Here is a 15,760-nt window from a genome sequence, read left to right as displayed (position 1 = left end):
ATGATCAGGTTGATAGGTCAGAGGTGGAAGCGTGGCGACATGTGGAGCTGACTGATACTAATAGATCGAGGACTTAACCAACGCTTTAAAAAAATAAAATACCTTCTTATTATCTAGTTTTGAAGGAATGAAAATTTCTTCTTGCATTCTGATGTCATACATGTTATGATTATGAATGTACTGAAAAAAGGTTAAATGTTTGGTGGCGATAGCGAAGAGGTCACACCCGTTCCCATTCCGAACACGGCAGTTAAGCTCTTCAGCGCCAATGGTAGTTGGGGGTTTCCCCCTGTGAGAGTAGGACGCCGCCAAGCTATAATCTTTGTATCCTTTTTGAGAAAAAGGGAATACTTAATTTATAAAAGTAACATTTATACCGTCGCGGGGTGGAGCAGTCCGGTAGCTCGTCGGGCTCATAACCCGAAGGTCGCAGGTTCAAATCCTGTCCCCGCAATCATGAAAAAACGAAACTTAGGTTTCGTTTTTTTGTTTTATCCGAAATTCAAATAATTATGTCCCTAACTTATTTGTGTCTTCTTTTGAAACAAGGTAAACTACATATATAGAAGTTTTTGTTCCATTTTAATATTGCGTTTATGGTTTTCGTCATGTACGATAACGACGTTTTGCTAATAATGATAAAGGTGATTGATATATGCAACAATTTGAATTGATTTCTCACAATGAGGAAGAAACAGCACAATTTGCGCAGAAGTTGGCACTAATGCTTTCGAGTGGTGATGTACTGGCTTTAGAAGGTGATCTTGGTGCAGGGAAAACGGCATTCACAAAAGGGCTGGCTAAAGGATTAGGCGTTTCTAGAACAGTAAATAGCCCAACTTTTACGATAATAAAGGAATACCAGGGTCGATTGCCTTTATATCACATGGATGTATATAGGGTAAGTGAATCCGAAGAAGATTTAGGCTTTGATGAATACTTTGATGGTGGCGGTGTAACCGTCGTTGAATGGGCTCATTTAATTAAGGATTACCTCCCTAGTGAAATCTTAACCATTTATATTTATCGTCTTAGTGATATAAGCCGGCGCATTGTCTTGGAAGCCAAAGGCGAACGTTATGAAACGTTATGTAAGGAGATTATTTGATGAAGGTTTTAGCTATAGATACATCGAACTTCACATTAGGGATAGCACTGGTAAGTGGAAGTCAAGTAATTGGCGAATATACGACCAACCTAAAGAAAAATCATTCGGTGCGGGTAATGCCAGCTATTGAGACGCTGCTAAGGGATTGTGATACTAATCCGAAGGATCTGACCAAGATAGTGGTAGCTCGGGGGCCAGGCTCTTATACAGGGGTTAGGATTGGTGTGACGATTGCAAAAACTTTGGCCTGGACACTTCAGATTCCTTTATCAGGTGTTTCTAGTTTAGAAGTTTTAGCAGCAAATGGTCGTTATTTTAATGGATTGATATCTCCCTTGTTCGATGCAAGAAGAGGGCAGATTTATACTGGATTATATGAAATGGAAGATGATCTGTTAAAAACAATCATGGAAGATTGTAATATTCTATCCTCTGAGTGGGCGATTCGATTGAAGGAATTAAATCGTCCTGTTTTATTTATTGGTCAAGATGTGGACATTCATCGGGATGCAATTACGGAAGCGTTAGGCGATTTAGCCATATTTGCTCCTGTACAGTCCTTTAACTCAAGACCAAGCGAACTGGCCTTTATTGGTCTTAACAAGACTGAAGAGGATATTCACCAGTTTGTACCAAACTATATTCGCATGGCTGAAGCGGAAGCTAAGTGGCTCGAACAGCAGGGGAAATAAAAAAGGAAAGCGACCGATTATTATGAGTAAAACATTGACGTTCCGAAAAATGAAAACGGAAGATATCGACCAAGTGCTACACGTGGAAAAACAGTCCTTCACTTTACCTTGGAGCCGGGAAGCTTTTTTTAATGAATTGAATCACAATCAATATGCCGTATATATGGTGATTGAGGATGAAGGGAAAATTGCCGGTTATTGCGGCGCGTGGATCGTCATAGATGAATCGCACATTACCAACATAGCGATTTTACCTGAATATCGAGGGCAAAAGCTTGGGGAAGCATTGCTTCGGAAGATGATTGAAATCTCCATTTCCATGGGTGTGGTAAGGATGACGCTTGAAGTTCGTGTCAGTAATGCAGTAGCCATTTCACTCTATGAAAAACTAGGTTTTCAAAAGGGTGGAATCCGTAAAAATTATTATACAGATAATCAAGAAGATGCTTATGTTATGTGGGTGAATTTTTCATGAAAACAGATCAACTTATATTAGGAATCGAAACGAGCTGTGACGAAACGGCAGCAGCTGTCATAAAAAATGGAACAGAGATATTGAGCAATGTCGTGGCTTCACAAATTGAAAGCCATAAACGTTTTGGCGGTGTCGTCCCTGAAATAGCTTCCCGCCACCATGTAGAGCAAATTACGATTGTTCTTGAAGAAGCGCTGCTTCAGGCAGGTGTGACATATGAAGATTTAGATGCTATTGCCGTTACAGAAGGCCCTGGTCTTGTAGGGGCACTATTAATAGGAGTGAATGCGGCAAAGGCTGTAGCTTTTGCACATGGAATTCCAATTGTCGGTACGCATCATATAGCGGGCCATATATACGCAAATAGACTTATTCAAGAAATCCAATATCCCGCCCTCTCTTTAGTCGTTTCTGGAGGACATACCGAATTGGTGCTTTTAGAAGAACCAGGTTCTTTCAAGGTGATAGGGGAGACGCGGGATGATGCAGCAGGAGAGGCATATGATAAGGTGGCTCGAACTTTGGGGCTCCCTTATCCTGGAGGACCTCATATCGATAGGCTTGCACAAGAGGGCTCACCTTCATTGAAACTGCCTCGGGCTTGGTTGGATGATAGCTATGACTTTTCTTTCAGCGGATTGAAATCAGCTGTAATCAACACTTTGCATAATGCAGAACAGCGTGGGGAAATAATTGAACCTAAAGATTTAGCGGCTAGTTTCCAAGCAAGTGTTATAGAAGTACTTGTAACGAAAACGGTGAAGGCTGCCAAGGAATATAATGTGGAACAGGTTTTGCTTGCCGGAGGAGTTGCGGCAAATAAAGGCCTGAGGGAAGCGTTAACGGAAGCTTTTAAGGTTATGCCTATGGACATATCCATTCCGCCCCTCTACCTTTGTACGGACAATGCAGCCATGATCGGTGCTGCTGGCAGTGTCATGTTCGAAAAAGGAAAGCGCTCTGGATTAGATTTGAACGGAAACCCAGGATTGGATATAGAAGCATTTTAATGCAAGTGAAGACAGGATGCCTAAAATCGGCATCCTGTCTTTTTTATCCTGTGTATAAAAAAATAGAATATTCTGTGGATAATTATTTTTGATAAACAAACTGCATGTGTATAAACACGTGTTTTTGTGGATAAGTGGATATGTTTCTGTGGATAATGTGAATAACTCAAATTATCGGCTTGTGCACGGTAAGTGTTTTGTTAACAAGTATGTGGATAACTTTGAAGAAACAGAAAAGAAAAGACCGAGTCATTTAACTCGGTCCATTGTCATTCTTCCAATTCGGCCCATTCTTCGAGAAGCTGGTCTAGTGTTTCCTGTGCTTTATCAAGATTTGTTTGGACTTCCATTACTTTTTCATGGTCTTGGAAGACATTTGGATCACAAAGTAGTTCATTGTATTCGTTTATTTCGATTTCAAGCAACTCCATCGCTGCCTCGATTTCCTCAATGCGCCGTTTTCGCTGACGTTCAGCTTTTTTTGCTTCTTTATCGATTTTGTAATTTGTTTTTTCTGCGGCTACATCTATTGTTTTTGCTTTATTCTCTTGTTCAAGTGCTTTGATTTCCGCTTGCTCCTGTTTTTTCTCTACATAGTAATCATAATCGCCGAGGAATTCTTCGTTACCGTCTTTGGAGAGCTCGATCACTTTAGTTGCTATCCGATTTATGAAATAACGGTCATGTGAGACGAAAAGAATAGTTCCCGGATAATCAATCAATGCATTTTCCAGCACCAATTTACTGTCGAGATCTAAATGGTTCGTTGGCTCATCCAGAATTAAAAAATTCCCTTTTTCCATCATCATTTTGGCCAGGGCAAGCCGGGCCTTTTCGCCGCCGCTTAGTGTGGAGACGGTCTTCAAAACATCGTCCCCGCTAAAAAGGAAATTACCGAGTACCGTACGTATATCCTTTTCAGGTTTAAGGGGATAGTCATCCCATAATTCATTGAGTACGCGTTTATTGGAAATCAGATTTGCTTGTTCCTGATCATAGTAGCTGACTTCAACATTCGTTCCAAAACGGAAACTTCCGGAACGTGCCGGAAGCTTAGAGATGATTGTTTTCAATAACGTTGATTTCCCGACACCATTCGGGCCAACAAGAGCAATGCTTTCGCCCTTTGTCATGCGGGAATTTATATTTTTTGATACCGTTTCTCCTTCATAGCCTATTGCCAAGTCCTGAAGATGAAGTACTTCGTTTCCGCTTTGCCTTTCAATCTGGAATGAAAAATTAGCGGATTTTTCATCACCTTGCGGCTTGTCCAATACATCCATCTTTTCGAGCTGTTTGCGTCTGCTTTGTGCCCTTTTCGTAGTGGAGGCTCTTGTGATATTACGTTGGACAAAGTCACGAAGCTTTTCGATTTCCCCTTGTTGTTTCTCGAACAGCTTCATGTCCCGCTCATAATCTTCCGCTTTTCCCTCTAGGTAAGAACTATAATTACCATAGTATTTCTTCATGTTATTCCGGGAAATTTCATATACCTGATTTACAACTTTATCTAAAAAATAGCGGTCATGGGAAACAATAAGAACAGCTCCTTGGTAACTCTGTAAATACTGTTCAAGCCAAGAGAGGGTTTCGATATCCAAATGGTTCGTTGGCTCATCCAGAATCAAAATATCCGGTTTCCTTAAAAGCAGCTTCCCTAAAGCAAGTCTTGTTTTTTGCCCACCGCTTAAAGTGGAAATTAGGGTAGAATAGTCAAAGTCGGCAAACTGGAGTCCATGCAATACCGAACGGATATCCGCTTCATATTGATAACCGCCCTTCTCTTTGAAGGTGATCATCAAAGTGTCATATTCATTTAATACTTTTTGATAAAGTCCTTCATTCTCAAAGATGTCAGGTCTGGCCATATCAGCCTCAATTCGCCGCAGTTCCTTTTCTTGCTCCATAAGATCCTTGAATACCGTCAGCATCTCATCCCAAATGGTCAGCTCGGATTCCAATCCCGTATCCTGAGCCATATAGCCGATGGTGACGCCTTTTGGCTTGATGATTTCACCACCATCATGGGAAAGCTGCCCGGCTATGATTTTCAGCAGAGTCGATTTACCAGCGCCATTTCGGCCAACAAGTGCAATTCGATCTTTATTTTGAACTTCGAGCTTCATATTTGATAAAATAAGTTCAGCTCCATAATATTTCGATAGTTGATTGATTTGTAATAAAATCATAGATTTCACCTCAATTGATTATTGTTAGTGTAACGTATTATAGTTATTATCGGCAACAGCTTGGTTCCGAGCTAAAAACAAGCTGTTACATAAAGTGGAATAATAGTGTATGATTTAGGAGGGGTTACTTAAATGGGAGACTTGACGCATTTTAATGAACAAGGCAGGGCCAAAATGGTTGATGTGAGTGCGAAGCCCGAAACATCCCGGACCGCAATAGCTCAATCGAGCATTTTATTGAATGAAGAAATATATGAATTGGTCACCAACCAAAAAATGAAAAAAGGCGATGTATTGGCTGTTGCACAGGTTGCAGGAATCATGGCCAGCAAAAATACATCCAATATAATTCCGATGTGCCATCCCATTCCTCTGCAAGGGGTCAATATAGCCTTTGATTGGGAAAAAGAAGATCAAGGATATAGGCTTAGGATTGAAACGGAAGCTAAGACAAAAGGAAGTACAGGTGTGGAAATGGAAGCGTTAACAGCTGCATCCGTAACTGCTTTGACTATTTATGACATGTGTAAGGCCATTGATAAAGGAATGGTAATCGGGCCTACATTCTTAGTGGAGAAAACAGGTGGAGTGTCCAGTAGCGATTATAAAAGACAAGTAAATCAAAAAGATAGAGAGTAGAAATTAAGTTGAAAAGCATGTGTGAAGGCGGGGAAGAATGATGAACCATGACCCAAAGATACCGCAGGCAACGGCCAAAAGGTTGCCATTGTATTATCGATTTTTAAAGAACTTACATTCCTCAGGCAAACAAAGAGTTTCCTCTGCAGAGCTAAGCGAAGCTGTAAAAGTGGATTCTGCTACAATTCGCCGTGATTTTTCCTACTTTGGCGCGCTTGGGAAAAAAGGCTACGGCTATAATGTCAATTATTTATTATCCTTCTTTAGAAAAACACTAGATCAAGATGAACTGACAAAAGTCGCTTTAATCGGTGTAGGAAATTTAGGGACTGCTTTTTTAAATTACAATTTCATGAAAAATAATAATACAAAGATTGAAATGGCATTTGAGGTTTCTGAAGATAAGGTCGGCAAGATAATAGCAGATGTGCCAATTTATCATATGGATCAAATTGATACACTATTGCAGGAAAACAATATTACTGCAGCTATTTTGACAGTACCTGCACAAGTGGCCCAGACGATAACCGATCGTTTAGTCAAAGCCGATATAAAAGGAATATTGAATTTCACTCCCGCACGGCTGACGGTACCCCCATCGATTAGGGTTCACCACATTGACCTGGCGGTGGAGCTTCAGTCTCTCATCTACTTTTTGAAGCATTATCCTGTAGTGGAAGAAGCTGCATTGGAGGAATAAAAAGAAAAACGCTGCAACTTCGCAGCGTTTTTCTTATTTTTTCTTATTTTTTTGTGCGGCTTTAATCTTAAAGTGCAGCATGATCATCCGTAATCCCGATCCAAAATCAAGGGTAGCAATAAGGATAAGTATATAGGCAAAGATTCCCCATCCTGATGAACTGACGGATTGAATCGCGATCGCTGTAAAAAGAGCTCCTAAGCCAGCATAGATGATTCCCATGAATAAAGGTGACTGACGTTTCATAATAAACCTCCGATGAAGGCCTGTGCAGTATCTAACATCTTCTCAATATCTTCACGATAGACCACTTGAAAGACGATAACAAGCGTATTCATCGCAACATGTGCGCATATGGACACGAGAATGCGTCCCGTGTGCTTATAAAGGAAAGCAAAGGTAAAACCCATTGCCGTATATAAAAGAAGATGTTCAAATTCACCATGCGCCAAGCCGAATATAACTGAGCTGAGTAAAGCTGAAATAAAGAAGTTAAAGCGTTTATGAAGTGATCCGAAAATGATTTTTCGAAAAATGATTTCTTCCAATATTGGTCCTATTACTGAAGTGACGAAAATGACCAAGGGGACTTTGTAAATGAGTGAAATGAGCTGCTGTGTATTCTCCGATTCAGACTCCACCCCAAGCATTTGTTCAATGCTCCCAGCAATGGTTTGAGAGAAAAGAGCCAAGAAAATACCTGCTATTGCCCAAAATATGGACATGGGAATCGAGGCTTGATCTTTTCTGTCTATCTTTTCCCTCATATCTTTTCTCATTAATAAAAGAATCAATGATAGAGCAACTAGAAAGCTGAATACAATCCAGTATGCGGCTGACTTCACTTCAAGTTCATCAGCAGGCATTCCGGTTGAAGATCCGATCAGCATGAAAATGGGTACCCCAACAATACTGGATAATTGCATGGCAATGTAGGTGATGATGACGAACCAATATTCTTTTTTCAAAAATGAAAACTCCTTTTATTAAGTCACCCATTTGATATATAACGTTCCTGACATGGGGACAATCTATAAACGCATACTCCAAAATGGTATCAAATATTAGGACAGAACACCACTTAAAGGTACCCCTTAGAAAACATTTCAGTTACTAATCATTATGCTAAAGTAGTATACCCGTAATTTATCAGAAATTAATAAAAAATTTTCGATAAGATACTTGCAAAAAAGGCTCGGTTTATTTAATATTATAAATGTGTTAGCACTCGATGATGAAGAGTGCTAATAATCATGAAACAAATATCAAGAGAATATGAGGAGGTTGTTTCACTTGTTAAAACCATTAGGTGATCGCGTTATTATTGAACTAGTTCAATCTGAAGAAAAAACTGCAAGCGGTATTGTTCTTCCTGATACTGCAAAAGAAAAGCCACAAGAAGGTAAGGTAGTGGCAGTTGGCACTGGCCGTGTTCTTGAAAATGGCGAACGTGTTGCTTTAGAGGTTGCCCAAGGCGATCTAATTATCTTCTCAAAATATGCAGGTACTGAAGTTAAATACGAAGATACTGAATACTTAATTTTACGTGAAAGCGACATTCTAGCTGTAATCGGCTAATTATACATCATACTTAACTGAACGAAAAATTTCTTAAAATTTTAGGGAGGTACTTATAAATGGCTAAAGAAATTAAATTTAGTGAAGAAGCCCGCCGCTCGATGCTTCGTGGTGTGGACGCACTTGCAGATGCAGTTAAAGTAACGCTTGGACCAAAAGGTCGTAACGTGGTTCTTGAGAAAAAATTTGGTTCACCGCTTATCACAAATGACGGTGTAACAATCGCTAAAGAAATCGAATTGGAAGATGCATTCGAAAACATGGGTGCGAAATTGGTTGCTGAAGTAGCAAGCAAAACAAACGATGTAGCTGGTGACGGTACAACTACTGCAACGGTTCTAGCACAAGCGATGATCCGTGAAGGTCTTAAAAACGTAACAGCTGGTGCTAACCCAATGGGAATCCGTAAAGGAATCGAGAAAGCGGTCAATACTGCCATTGCAGAATTGAAAGCCATTTCCCAACCAGTCGAAAACAAAGAATCGATTGCACAAGTTGCTGCCATCTCTTCAGCTGATGAAGAAGTGGGACAACTGATTGCAGAAGCAATGGAGCGCGTTGGTAACGACGGCGTCATTACAATCGAAGAGTCTAAAGGTTTCACAACTGAATTGGATGTTGTAGAAGGTATGCAGTTCGATCGTGGATATGCCTCTCCATACATGGTTACAGATTCAGATAAAATGGAAGCTGTCTTAGAAAATCCATATATCTTAATCACAGATAAAAAAATCACGAATATCCAAGAAATCCTTCCTGTACTTGAGCAAGTTGTTCAACAAGGGAAACCGCTATTATTGATTGCTGAAGATGTAGAAGGCGAAGCGCTTGCAACTCTTGTTGTGAACAAACTTCGTGGAACATTCAATGCAGTTGCGGTTAAAGCTCCAGGATTCGGTGACCGTCGTAAAGCAATGCTTGAAGACATCGCAGCTCTTACAGGCGGCGAAGTGATCACTGAAGAAATCGGACTTGATCTTAAATCTGCAACAATCGATTCTTTAGGCCGTGCGTCTAAAGTGGTTGTTACAAAAGAAAATACAACGATCGTTGAAGGTGCTGGAAATACAGCTCAAATTCAAGCTCGTGTAAACCAAATCCGTGTTCAATTAGAAGAAACTACTTCTGAATTCGACCGCGAAAAATTACAAGAACGCCTTGCTAAATTAGCTGGTGGTGTAGCGGTAATCAAAGTTGGTGCAGCTACTGAAACAGAATTAAAAGAACGTAAACTTCGTATTGAAGATGCTTTGAACTCCACTCGTGCTGCCGTTGAAGAAGGTATCGTAGCCGGTGGTGGTACAGCACTTCTTAACGTATACAATAAAATTGCAGAAATTCAAGCGGAAGGCGACGTAGCAACAGGCGTGAAAATCGTTCTTCGTGCCATCGAAGAGCCTGTACGTCAAATCGCTCACAACGCTGGACTTGAAGGCTCTGTAATCGTAGAGCGCCTTAAAGGCGAATCTGTTGGTACTGGCTTCAATGCAGCTACTGGCGAATGGGTTAACATGATCGCATCCGGTATCGTCGATCCGACTAAAGTAACTCGTTCAGCTCTACAAAACGCTGGTTCAGTTGCTGCCATGTTCTTAACAACAGAAGCAGTTGTTGCTGACAAACCAGAACCTGCTGGCGCTGGCGGCATGGGCATGCCTGACATGGGCGGCATGGGCGGAATGGGCGGCATGATGTAATCATCGCCTAGAACCCTTGGTATATAGGGGTTTGTAAGGTGGAGATTAGTGAAATGCTAACTTTCAGCTAACTTTCAGCTAACTTTCAGTTTTTAAACAACTTTACTTCAACCAATTAGAGGAGGAGACCTTTCGTAAGTTCACTGAACTTATGGGAGGTCTTTTTTCTTCGATATTTTTTGTCATATGAGCGTAAATGTTCATCGTCGTGTTTATATCTGAATGCCCTAATCTTTCTTGAATCTCTTTTACGCCTGCCCCAGCTTCAATGAGAAGGGATGTATGAGTATGTCTAAAGCTGTGGGGGGAATATGCTTGTATACATCCAAATGCTTAAATAAACGATGTAAACGCAATACCATTTGTTTCATTTTCAATTCCATCTGCTCACGCTTGTGTGCTTTGAATAATGCGACAAGTCCATCGTCAATCATGATTGTGCGGATTGACTTTTTTGTTTTTGGGGTTAGTAATGAGGAGTTGGTCATTCCAATCTTAGGAGAATTAAAAACATTTATTGAAGATAATCAGCAACTTATTCAAAATAACGATAAAACTCAAGAAATTGGTCGTAAGTTAGAAAAGTTTATATCAGGAATTGAGAATAAGTCTGATTTGCCTAGCGTCAAAATGATATGGCCTCAAAAGGGTATAAGATTGGGCGTGGAACATACTTACAAGGACAGAAAGTATAGCTTTTTTATGTATTATGACGAGTTGGTAGATAGTAAGGAGAGGATGGATTATGTTAGGGAATACCTTATCGGTAGCTATAGAGCACTTAACGAAGCAACATGAACTGACTAATTACCAAGTTAAACAACTGGAAAATTTTTTGAGTTTTGGGATGAAGGTGAGTACATCTATCCTAGTACGCTAAAATCAAAACTAAATATAGAAATAATAAAAACTTATAAAATGTTAGAGGTTATGAGAGGTATGGGTATTTTAGAGAGAAGCTATGAAGTATACTGCCCTAAGTGTCATCGTTTTAAAGGTAAGATATTAAATACCTTAACAGATGTAGATCCAGATTTGACCTGCGATTTTTGTAATTATAAATTTAACCCCTTGGACGATACTGTAATGATATATAAGGTTTTATCATATGAATAATAAAAATGATTTGCTAAAGGAACTTCAAGAAATAAAGGACAAGGGTCTAAGAACAAGCGATATTCTTAAATATTTTGTAGAAGATACAGTAGATAGGTTTAACGAACTCCACCGATGGAAAACGGATGATTTTCCTTATTTCAAAGAACTATTGAAAAGTCTTAAAGAAATCCATGGAAAAAAGAAAGTTAAAACTACTGAAAAATGTCCATTGCTGAAGGTGGAGATGGAAAAAGGGATGTAGTGAATATTGTCAATCAACTTGAATTGATTGAAAAAGGGGAGTCCCCCGTGTCTTCCTCAATTGCACAGGTTGCAGCTTCTGTCGCTCTTGAATAATGAGGAAATGACTGCGGGAGAGTTTGATGAATTTGAATGGACAGTACTTCAGCAGTCCAAAGATCAAGGCTTCAACAGCTTCGAAATTTCGATAGGGTTGCGTGAGGACTGTCTTTTAAAAGCGGCAAGGGTGTTTATGGTATTTGAGGTGCTTGAAAAGTCAGGTGAAGTAATCAAGACGCAACCACCCGTAGAACTTTTGGAAGAAGAGCAGTTCGATCAGCAATTTACAGTCACCATGGTAACAACAGAATCGAGTGAAGAGATAAAGAAAAAAATCATGAAGGTTTCCGAAGTGGATCAGGTTGTTGTAAATGCCCTTGATTTTGAAGGCTTGAGGCATGCTTATTTTTTATCAGTCACTAAGTTTTTCCATTCCTTATATAAGGATGGGCGAAGCTTTTTCACATGTTCCAAAAACTCTTCCAAAAATCCAATCTTTTTTAAATCAGTCAACAATTTAGTAGGGACAGATCTGACCGTATTAAATGCCCTCTTAAGGTCAATTATTTTTATTTCCCCTAGTTCATTGAAAAAAATGTGGCGAACTTCAATATCTAGTCTCGTAAAACCCACAGTTTTCATTTCATCCAGCATCGATAATATTTTCCCCACAATTGCCTCTGAGAGTTTTTTCTCTTTTTTTAAATAATGCTTAAGATTATAACCTTTCACAAACTCCATCACTATATAGTTAGAGCCATATTCATATAATTTAGGAATAATTGGAGACGATTGTCCTTTTTGCAGTGCATTTAATTCCTTTTTTTGTGTGTCTTCATTAACAAAAATTTTGACGCACTTCTCAGGGGTCAATTGAAAGACGGATCCATCTGCCCCCTTTCCAAGCATTGTGTAACCACTCAGGTCTTGAACGGTTACAACGCCTTTTTTCATGGCTGCTATTTTTTCAAAATCCTTCATTTCTGATCTCCTTTTTTTTCGATATTTCTTCAAATGCGCCTATAATTTTAACAACCTTTATAATACTTTAAAGTTTCATTTAATCCAGCTTTCAAATCATAAGCCGGATTCCAGCCCAAAAGGATCTCCCTTACGTTCGGGCATGGAGAGGGAGTGAATATTTATAGAGGTAAGTGATGTAATCATCTGATAAAGTTCATTAATACTTATCTTCGAATCACAACCAATATTGAAGATTTCATTTGTTCCTTTTTCAATGGCCAGCACGTTGGCCAAAGCAACATCTTTCACATACACAAAATCCCTTGTCTGCTCTCCATCTCCAAAAATAATGGGAGATTCCCCATTAAGGATTTTCTTAAAAAATAGAAATCACTCCCCCTTATCCTTTTGAAGTTTGGCGGGGACCATAAACATTGGCATATCTTAGAATGGTAAAAGGTACGTTATGAAGTATGTTAAATATTTGAATATACATTTCTAATACCATAATAGGATTGAGGTTGAATGAAAAAATATTTCTATTATACTACAATCGTCTTATTTTCCGTATACTGCACAAGATGGGAAAGTATGAATTTTTTCACATCGTACTTTTTGCAGCATTCAAGCAAACGAATCGTTCCAAGAATATTTTGATTAGCATCCTCAACTGGATTTTGTATCGAGTAGGCAACATCCACTTGTGCCGCTAAATGGATCACTACATCCGGTTTTTCTCGAGCAAAAACATCTTCTATTTGTGGTGAAGAAATGTCCAGGTCAATGAAACAAACGTGAGAAGGCACATTTTCTCGTTTACCTGAACGTAAATTATCCACTACTAGCGGTTCATAACCTGATTGAATTAATAAATCGACAACATGTGAACCAATAAATCCAGCTCCGCCTGTAACGAGTACCTTCATCCGACTCACAACTATCATTTCTATATATATGAGAAGACCGTATAATATTTTGCATGCATAAAACTCCTTCATAGTATTATGAATTCGTGCGATGCACTAATATAGCCCAAGTTCTTTTCCCCAAACCTCAATTTTTTCAAGGTATCTTTTGAGAAGAGTGCTTTTTCCTCCATCCAACACCTTTTGCAAATGGCTAGAAAGCTTTTTTTCTAGGGTTCTTTGTAAATACGCCTTTTTAAGAAGATTCAGTGGATCCTCACTGAAGGTTATCCCATATTTTAGCATTTCTTGGCAGTAAACTTGCACACATTGACTTCGAATCTCCTCTTCGCTTTGTTGCCAATCCCAGCGAAAATCTATTAATAATTCGACTAGAACGACCAAATCATACCAGCAAGGATAATGCTTCGCTGACTCCCAATCAATCAAAGAGACTTTCCAGTTCTCCTCCTCATCATTCGCATTTTCACAGCAAATATTGTGGACATGGAGGTCGCCATGGATCAGACACTGGCCAGATTTAGTAATTTCGGGGAAAAAAACCGGACCTTTTTTTAATATTCTTTTGATAATTTTATACCTTGGTTCCACCAATTCTTTTAAGTTAGGATCTTTCATTGCCAAATCTAGGTTTTCCATTGCTTTTTTGACCCCTTTAGTCCTTTCCTTTTCCTTCTCCTCAGAATCAAAATGGGGAAGAGAGGCGTCGAAAAGATCTGCATGCCTCACAAATTGATTATCAAAGGTTTTGGCATGAAACTTTGCCACCGTGGGGATAATTCGTTCCAAATGATTTGGAGCTAATTTTATTTGTCCTCGTAACGGCTTCAAACATTCGGTAAACATCCATGTTTCATTCCCATTTACATTCGGTTCAAGCCAATACAAACGCGGCATAATCTCGTGATAAATGTTATAGGCTTTTTGATACATATTAATTTCCAACCTATGATTTTCTTTCAGTGGCAGTTTGTATATTTTAAGCACAATGGGAATGAACTCCGTGCCATCAGTTAGAACCAACTTCCAAATACTTGTCTTTTCACGTGAATTTTTGAGGCATTCTATTCTTTCTTCCACTAATTTCATTTTTTTACCAAGGACATTTTTAAGCTTTTTTTCCCAATCAAATTGTTTCCAACTGCTAAGAATTTCTTCTATACTATTCAAATAGAAAGTTCCCTCCCTCTTTTATCATTTTTACTGTCTCCCCCATAAATTTCGCAAATGGGAAACAAAACTCCGAACAAATGGAAGAGGGTCATTCCAAGCAAAGAGAGCCTCAACCTTTTTTCCATATAAGCTCTTTATCCACTCAACGAACCTCATTTCCCCATTTTTTTGTTTTTGGCGAAAGGAAAGAAAATCACGGACGAAGTAAACCCATTTGACCCCTTCTTTCTGCTCTGTCACTGGTGATGGATTTTGCCCGGTAAGGGATAAATAATACAAGTAAGCCAAATTAACCCCACAAGCAATCGATAATGCTTGAGTTAAACCTATTCTTGAATTGATTTCGATAAATTTCAGTTTCCCATCTCTTGGATCCCGTTTAAATTCGGCAATAGCCAAGCCTTTGAATTGAATATCTTTTAGAAAGGCAGTAGCAAGTTGAATGACTTCTTCATCCCTAACACTTAGGGCAAGAGCAGTGGATCCAAAATGAGGGGGAAATTGATGTAATTTTTGGTTCATCCACAAGCCAATTAAATTCATTTGTTCGTCAAAAAAAGTCTTGACGGAATAAATACAATCCTCCGCACCAGGAATGACTTCCTGGATCATTAGTTCACCGTATGGGCGATAAAAAAGGTATTCTTCTCTCAATTGGGAAGGGCGTTCTACTACAATGGCTTTCTTATAAAGACGATGATCGATATTTGAGCGGAAATGAGAAGAATAAACTGGTTTTAATATACAAGGGAAGGTAATTTGATTGATAATTTGCTCAAATTCTTCTTCATTATTTATAGCGTAAGTTTTGGGGCATGGCACATTTGATTTCATGGCCAATTCATACGTTAATCTTTTATCTAATACAGCTTCGACCAGTGTGAGATTAGGTAATAGAAACCGATAGTAGTGTGAAAGGACAAATCTGTTTTTTGAAATAAACTGAACAAAGTCATCAGAACCCGCGTACAGGACTGGCTTTTGTCCAAACTTTTGCGACAGTTTAGTAAGAAATAGTATTAATGCTGGTCCCTCACTAACTGGATTCGGACAAATTCCGCAAGTGGCAAACCAAGTTTTACCGATTTCATATTTTCCGCTCGTATCAAACGCATATACCTTTATCCCTTCTTTCGCTAAACTCCTCACAATCCCTATACCGGTTGCACTTAGATCAAGAACAACGGCTGGAACATCATGTAGCATGCTCTT

The 15,760-nt window shown here is 39.2% G+C and carries 19 protein-coding genes, 1 tRNA gene, 1 rRNA gene and 1 pseudogene; 13 read left to right on the top strand and 9 right to left on the bottom strand.

The genetic code is table 11. From position 1 onward, the window contains the following. Positions 1 to 198: 198 nt before the first annotated feature. From rrf to tsaD, 6 genes are all read left to right on the top strand, one after another. A 5S ribosomal RNA gene (gene rrf, locus ACQKMH_RS26045) occupies positions 199 to 314 on the top strand. A 66-nt stretch (positions 315 to 380) separates the two neighbouring features. Next, positions 381 to 454 (top strand) — tRNA-Met (locus ACQKMH_RS26040). Positions 455 to 655: 201 nt separating this feature from the next. Continuing rightward, positions 656 to 1,108, top strand: coding sequence for a tRNA (adenosine(37)-N6)-threonylcarbamoyltransferase complex ATPase subunit type 1 TsaE (tsaE, locus tag ACQKMH_RS26035; RefSeq protein ID WP_427590220.1), 453 nt, complete (start codon positions 656 to 658; stop codon positions 1,106 to 1,108). Beyond that, positions 1,108 to 1,800: a tRNA (adenosine(37)-N6)-threonylcarbamoyltransferase complex dimerization subunit type 1 TsaB gene (tsaB, locus tag ACQKMH_RS26030; RefSeq protein ID WP_427590219.1), complete on the top strand. Its 693-nt coding sequence runs from the start codon at positions 1,108 to 1,110 to the stop codon at positions 1,798 to 1,800. The genes tsaE and tsaB overlap by 1 nt, the downstream gene beginning before the upstream one ends. Before the next feature lie 22 nt (positions 1,801 to 1,822). Continuing rightward, positions 1,823 to 2,275: a ribosomal protein S18-alanine N-acetyltransferase gene (rimI, locus tag ACQKMH_RS26025; RefSeq protein ID WP_427590218.1), complete on the top strand. Its 453-nt coding sequence runs from the start codon at positions 1,823 to 1,825 to the stop codon at positions 2,273 to 2,275. Beyond that, a complete protein-coding gene (tsaD, locus tag ACQKMH_RS26020) occupies positions 2,272 to 3,285 on the top strand; it encodes a tRNA (adenosine(37)-N6)-threonylcarbamoyltransferase complex transferase subunit TsaD (protein WP_427590217.1) in 1,014 nt (337 codons plus the stop codon). Before rimI ends, tsaD begins: the two co-directional genes overlap by 4 nt. Positions 3,286 to 3,554: 269 nt before the next feature. Here tsaD and ACQKMH_RS26015 read toward each other — a convergent pair whose 3' ends face one another. After that, positions 3,555 to 5,474, bottom strand: a complete 1,920-nt coding sequence (locus tag ACQKMH_RS26015; RefSeq protein ID WP_427590216.1) for an ABC-F family ATP-binding cassette domain-containing protein — start codon at positions 5,472 to 5,474, stop codon at positions 3,555 to 3,557. 132 nt (positions 5,475 to 5,606) lie between these two features. Here ACQKMH_RS26015 and moaC point away from each other — a divergent pair, with 132 nt between their 5' ends. Beyond that, positions 5,607 to 6,113, top strand: coding sequence for a cyclic pyranopterin monophosphate synthase MoaC (gene moaC / locus ACQKMH_RS26010; protein WP_427590214.1), 507 nt, complete (start codon positions 5,607 to 5,609; stop codon positions 6,111 to 6,113). A 37-nt stretch (positions 6,114 to 6,150) separates the two neighbouring features. Continuing rightward, positions 6,151 to 6,813: a redox-sensing transcriptional repressor Rex gene (locus ACQKMH_RS26005; RefSeq protein ID WP_230162262.1), complete on the top strand. Its 663-nt coding sequence runs from the start codon at positions 6,151 to 6,153 to the stop codon at positions 6,811 to 6,813. Between the two features lie 33 nt (positions 6,814 to 6,846). Here the strand turns inward: ACQKMH_RS26005 and ACQKMH_RS26000 are convergent, their stop codons facing one another. Both ACQKMH_RS26000 and ACQKMH_RS25995 read right to left on the bottom strand, forming a co-directional pair. Next, positions 6,847 to 7,059 carry a YdiK family protein gene (locus ACQKMH_RS26000; RefSeq protein WP_230162263.1) on the bottom strand — a complete coding sequence of 71 codons (213 nt, stop codon included), beginning with the start codon at positions 7,057 to 7,059 and terminating at the stop codon, positions 6,847 to 6,849. Further along, positions 7,056 to 7,781, bottom strand: coding sequence for a CPBP family intramembrane glutamic endopeptidase (locus tag ACQKMH_RS25995; protein WP_427590213.1), 726 nt, complete (start codon positions 7,779 to 7,781; stop codon positions 7,056 to 7,058). The genes ACQKMH_RS26000 and ACQKMH_RS25995 overlap by 4 nt, the downstream gene beginning before the upstream one ends. A gap of 325 nt (positions 7,782 to 8,106) precedes the next feature. Here ACQKMH_RS25995 and groES point away from each other — a divergent pair, with 325 nt between their 5' ends. Next, on the top strand, positions 8,107 to 8,391 hold the full coding sequence (gene groES / locus ACQKMH_RS25990; RefSeq protein ID WP_053348954.1) for a co-chaperone GroES: 285 nt from the start codon (positions 8,107 to 8,109) through the stop codon (positions 8,389 to 8,391). A gap of 59 nt (positions 8,392 to 8,450) precedes the next feature. Then, entirely contained in the window at positions 8,451 to 10,088 is a 1,638-nt protein-coding gene (gene groL / locus ACQKMH_RS25985) for a chaperonin GroEL (RefSeq protein ID WP_427590212.1), read from the top strand. A 102-nt stretch (positions 10,089 to 10,190) separates the two neighbouring features. On the opposite strand, the gene ACQKMH_RS25980 is transcribed toward groL, so the two are convergent. Continuing rightward, entirely contained in the window at positions 10,191 to 10,358 is a 168-nt protein-coding gene (locus tag ACQKMH_RS25980) for a tyrosine-type recombinase/integrase (RefSeq protein ID WP_427590227.1), read from the bottom strand. A gap of 18 nt (positions 10,359 to 10,376) precedes the next feature. Between ACQKMH_RS25980 and ACQKMH_RS25975 the strand changes: the two genes are divergently transcribed. The 3 genes and pseudogenes from ACQKMH_RS25975 to ACQKMH_RS25965 all read left to right on the top strand — a co-directional run. Then, positions 10,377 to 10,886: a hypothetical protein gene (locus ACQKMH_RS25975; RefSeq protein WP_427590211.1), complete on the top strand. Its 510-nt coding sequence runs from the start codon at positions 10,377 to 10,379 to the stop codon at positions 10,884 to 10,886. 310 nt (positions 10,887 to 11,196) lie between these two features. Continuing rightward, the gene (locus tag ACQKMH_RS25970) at positions 11,197 to 11,448 is read left to right on the top strand and encodes a hypothetical protein (protein WP_427590210.1); all 252 of its coding nucleotides are present in this window, start codon (positions 11,197 to 11,199) and stop codon (positions 11,446 to 11,448) included. A 102-nt stretch (positions 11,449 to 11,550) separates the two neighbouring features. Next, positions 11,551 to 11,799: pseudogene (locus ACQKMH_RS25965) on the top strand (chemotaxis protein CheA); the annotation flags it as partial. An 89-nt stretch (positions 11,800 to 11,888) separates the two neighbouring features. Here ACQKMH_RS25965 and ACQKMH_RS25960 read toward each other — a convergent pair. The 5 genes from ACQKMH_RS25960 to ACQKMH_RS25940 form a co-directional block, all read right to left on the bottom strand. Next, positions 11,889 to 12,467 carry an RIO1 family regulatory kinase/ATPase gene (locus ACQKMH_RS25960; RefSeq protein ID WP_427590209.1) on the bottom strand — a complete coding sequence of 193 codons (579 nt, stop codon included), beginning with the start codon at positions 12,465 to 12,467 and terminating at the stop codon, positions 11,889 to 11,891. A gap of 96 nt (positions 12,468 to 12,563) precedes the next feature. Continuing rightward, positions 12,564 to 12,797, bottom strand: a complete 234-nt coding sequence (locus tag ACQKMH_RS25955; protein ID WP_427590226.1) for an NAD-dependent epimerase/dehydratase family protein — start codon at positions 12,795 to 12,797, stop codon at positions 12,564 to 12,566. A gap of 194 nt (positions 12,798 to 12,991) precedes the next feature. Continuing rightward, positions 12,992 to 13,375 carry an NAD-dependent epimerase/dehydratase family protein gene (locus ACQKMH_RS25950; RefSeq protein ID WP_427590225.1) on the bottom strand — a complete coding sequence of 128 codons (384 nt, stop codon included), beginning with the start codon at positions 13,373 to 13,375 and terminating at the stop codon, positions 12,992 to 12,994. Positions 13,376 to 13,471: 96 nt separating this feature from the next. Then, entirely contained in the window at positions 13,472 to 14,545 is a 1,074-nt protein-coding gene (locus tag ACQKMH_RS25945) for an aminoglycoside phosphotransferase family protein (RefSeq protein ID WP_427590208.1), read from the bottom strand. A gap of 30 nt (positions 14,546 to 14,575) precedes the next feature. Further along, complete coding sequence (locus tag ACQKMH_RS25940) at positions 14,576 to 15,754, bottom strand: carbamoyl-phosphate synthase (RefSeq protein WP_427590207.1); 1,179 nt, start codon at positions 15,752 to 15,754, stop codon at positions 14,576 to 14,578. Positions 15,755 to 15,760: the final 6 nt, after the last annotated feature.

The sequence above is a fragment of the Peribacillus sp. NPDC097895 genome (assembly GCF_050277555.1).
GTDB lineage: Bacteria > Bacillota > Bacilli > Bacillales > DSM-1321 > Peribacillus.
This window is presented reverse-complemented; position numbering and strand designations above follow the sequence as displayed.

Excerpts from the sequence above, each read along its gene's own strand:
- tsaE (WP_427590220.1), top strand. The coding sequence starts at position 656 with ATGCAACAATTTGAATTGATTTCTCACAATGAGGAAGAAACAGCACAA.
- tsaB (WP_427590219.1), top strand. The coding sequence starts at position 1,108 with ATGAAGGTTTTAGCTATAGATACATCGAACTTCACATTAGGGATAGCA.
- rimI (WP_427590218.1), top strand. The coding sequence starts at position 1,823 with ATGAGTAAAACATTGACGTTCCGAAAAATGAAAACGGAAGATATCGAC.
- tsaD (WP_427590217.1), top strand. The coding sequence starts at position 2,272 with ATGAAAACAGATCAACTTATATTAGGAATCGAAACGAGCTGTGACGAA.
- ACQKMH_RS26015 (WP_427590216.1), bottom strand. The coding sequence starts at position 5,474 with ATGATTTTATTACAAATCAATCAACTATCGAAATATTATGGAGCTGAA.
- moaC (WP_427590214.1), top strand. The coding sequence starts at position 5,607 with ATGGGAGACTTGACGCATTTTAATGAACAAGGCAGGGCCAAAATGGTT.
- ACQKMH_RS26005 (WP_230162262.1), top strand. The coding sequence starts at position 6,151 with ATGATGAACCATGACCCAAAGATACCGCAGGCAACGGCCAAAAGGTTG.
- ACQKMH_RS26000 (WP_230162263.1), bottom strand. The coding sequence starts at position 7,059 with ATGAAACGTCAGTCACCTTTATTCATGGGAATCATCTATGCTGGCTTA.
- groL (WP_427590212.1), top strand. The coding sequence starts at position 8,451 with ATGGCTAAAGAAATTAAATTTAGTGAAGAAGCCCGCCGCTCGATGCTT.
- ACQKMH_RS25975 (WP_427590211.1), top strand. The coding sequence starts at position 10,377 with ATGTCTAAAGCTGTGGGGGGAATATGCTTGTATACATCCAAATGCTTA.
- ACQKMH_RS25970 (WP_427590210.1), top strand. The coding sequence starts at position 11,197 with ATGAATAATAAAAATGATTTGCTAAAGGAACTTCAAGAAATAAAGGAC.
- ACQKMH_RS25960 (WP_427590209.1), bottom strand. The coding sequence starts at position 12,467 with ATGAAGGATTTTGAAAAAATAGCAGCCATGAAAAAAGGCGTTGTAACC.
- ACQKMH_RS25950 (WP_427590225.1), bottom strand. The coding sequence starts at position 13,375 with ATGAAGGTACTCGTTACAGGCGGAGCTGGATTTATTGGTTCACATGTT.
- ACQKMH_RS25940 (WP_427590207.1), bottom strand. The coding sequence starts at position 15,754 with ATGCTACATGATGTTCCAGCCGTTGTTCTTGATCTAAGTGCAACCGGT.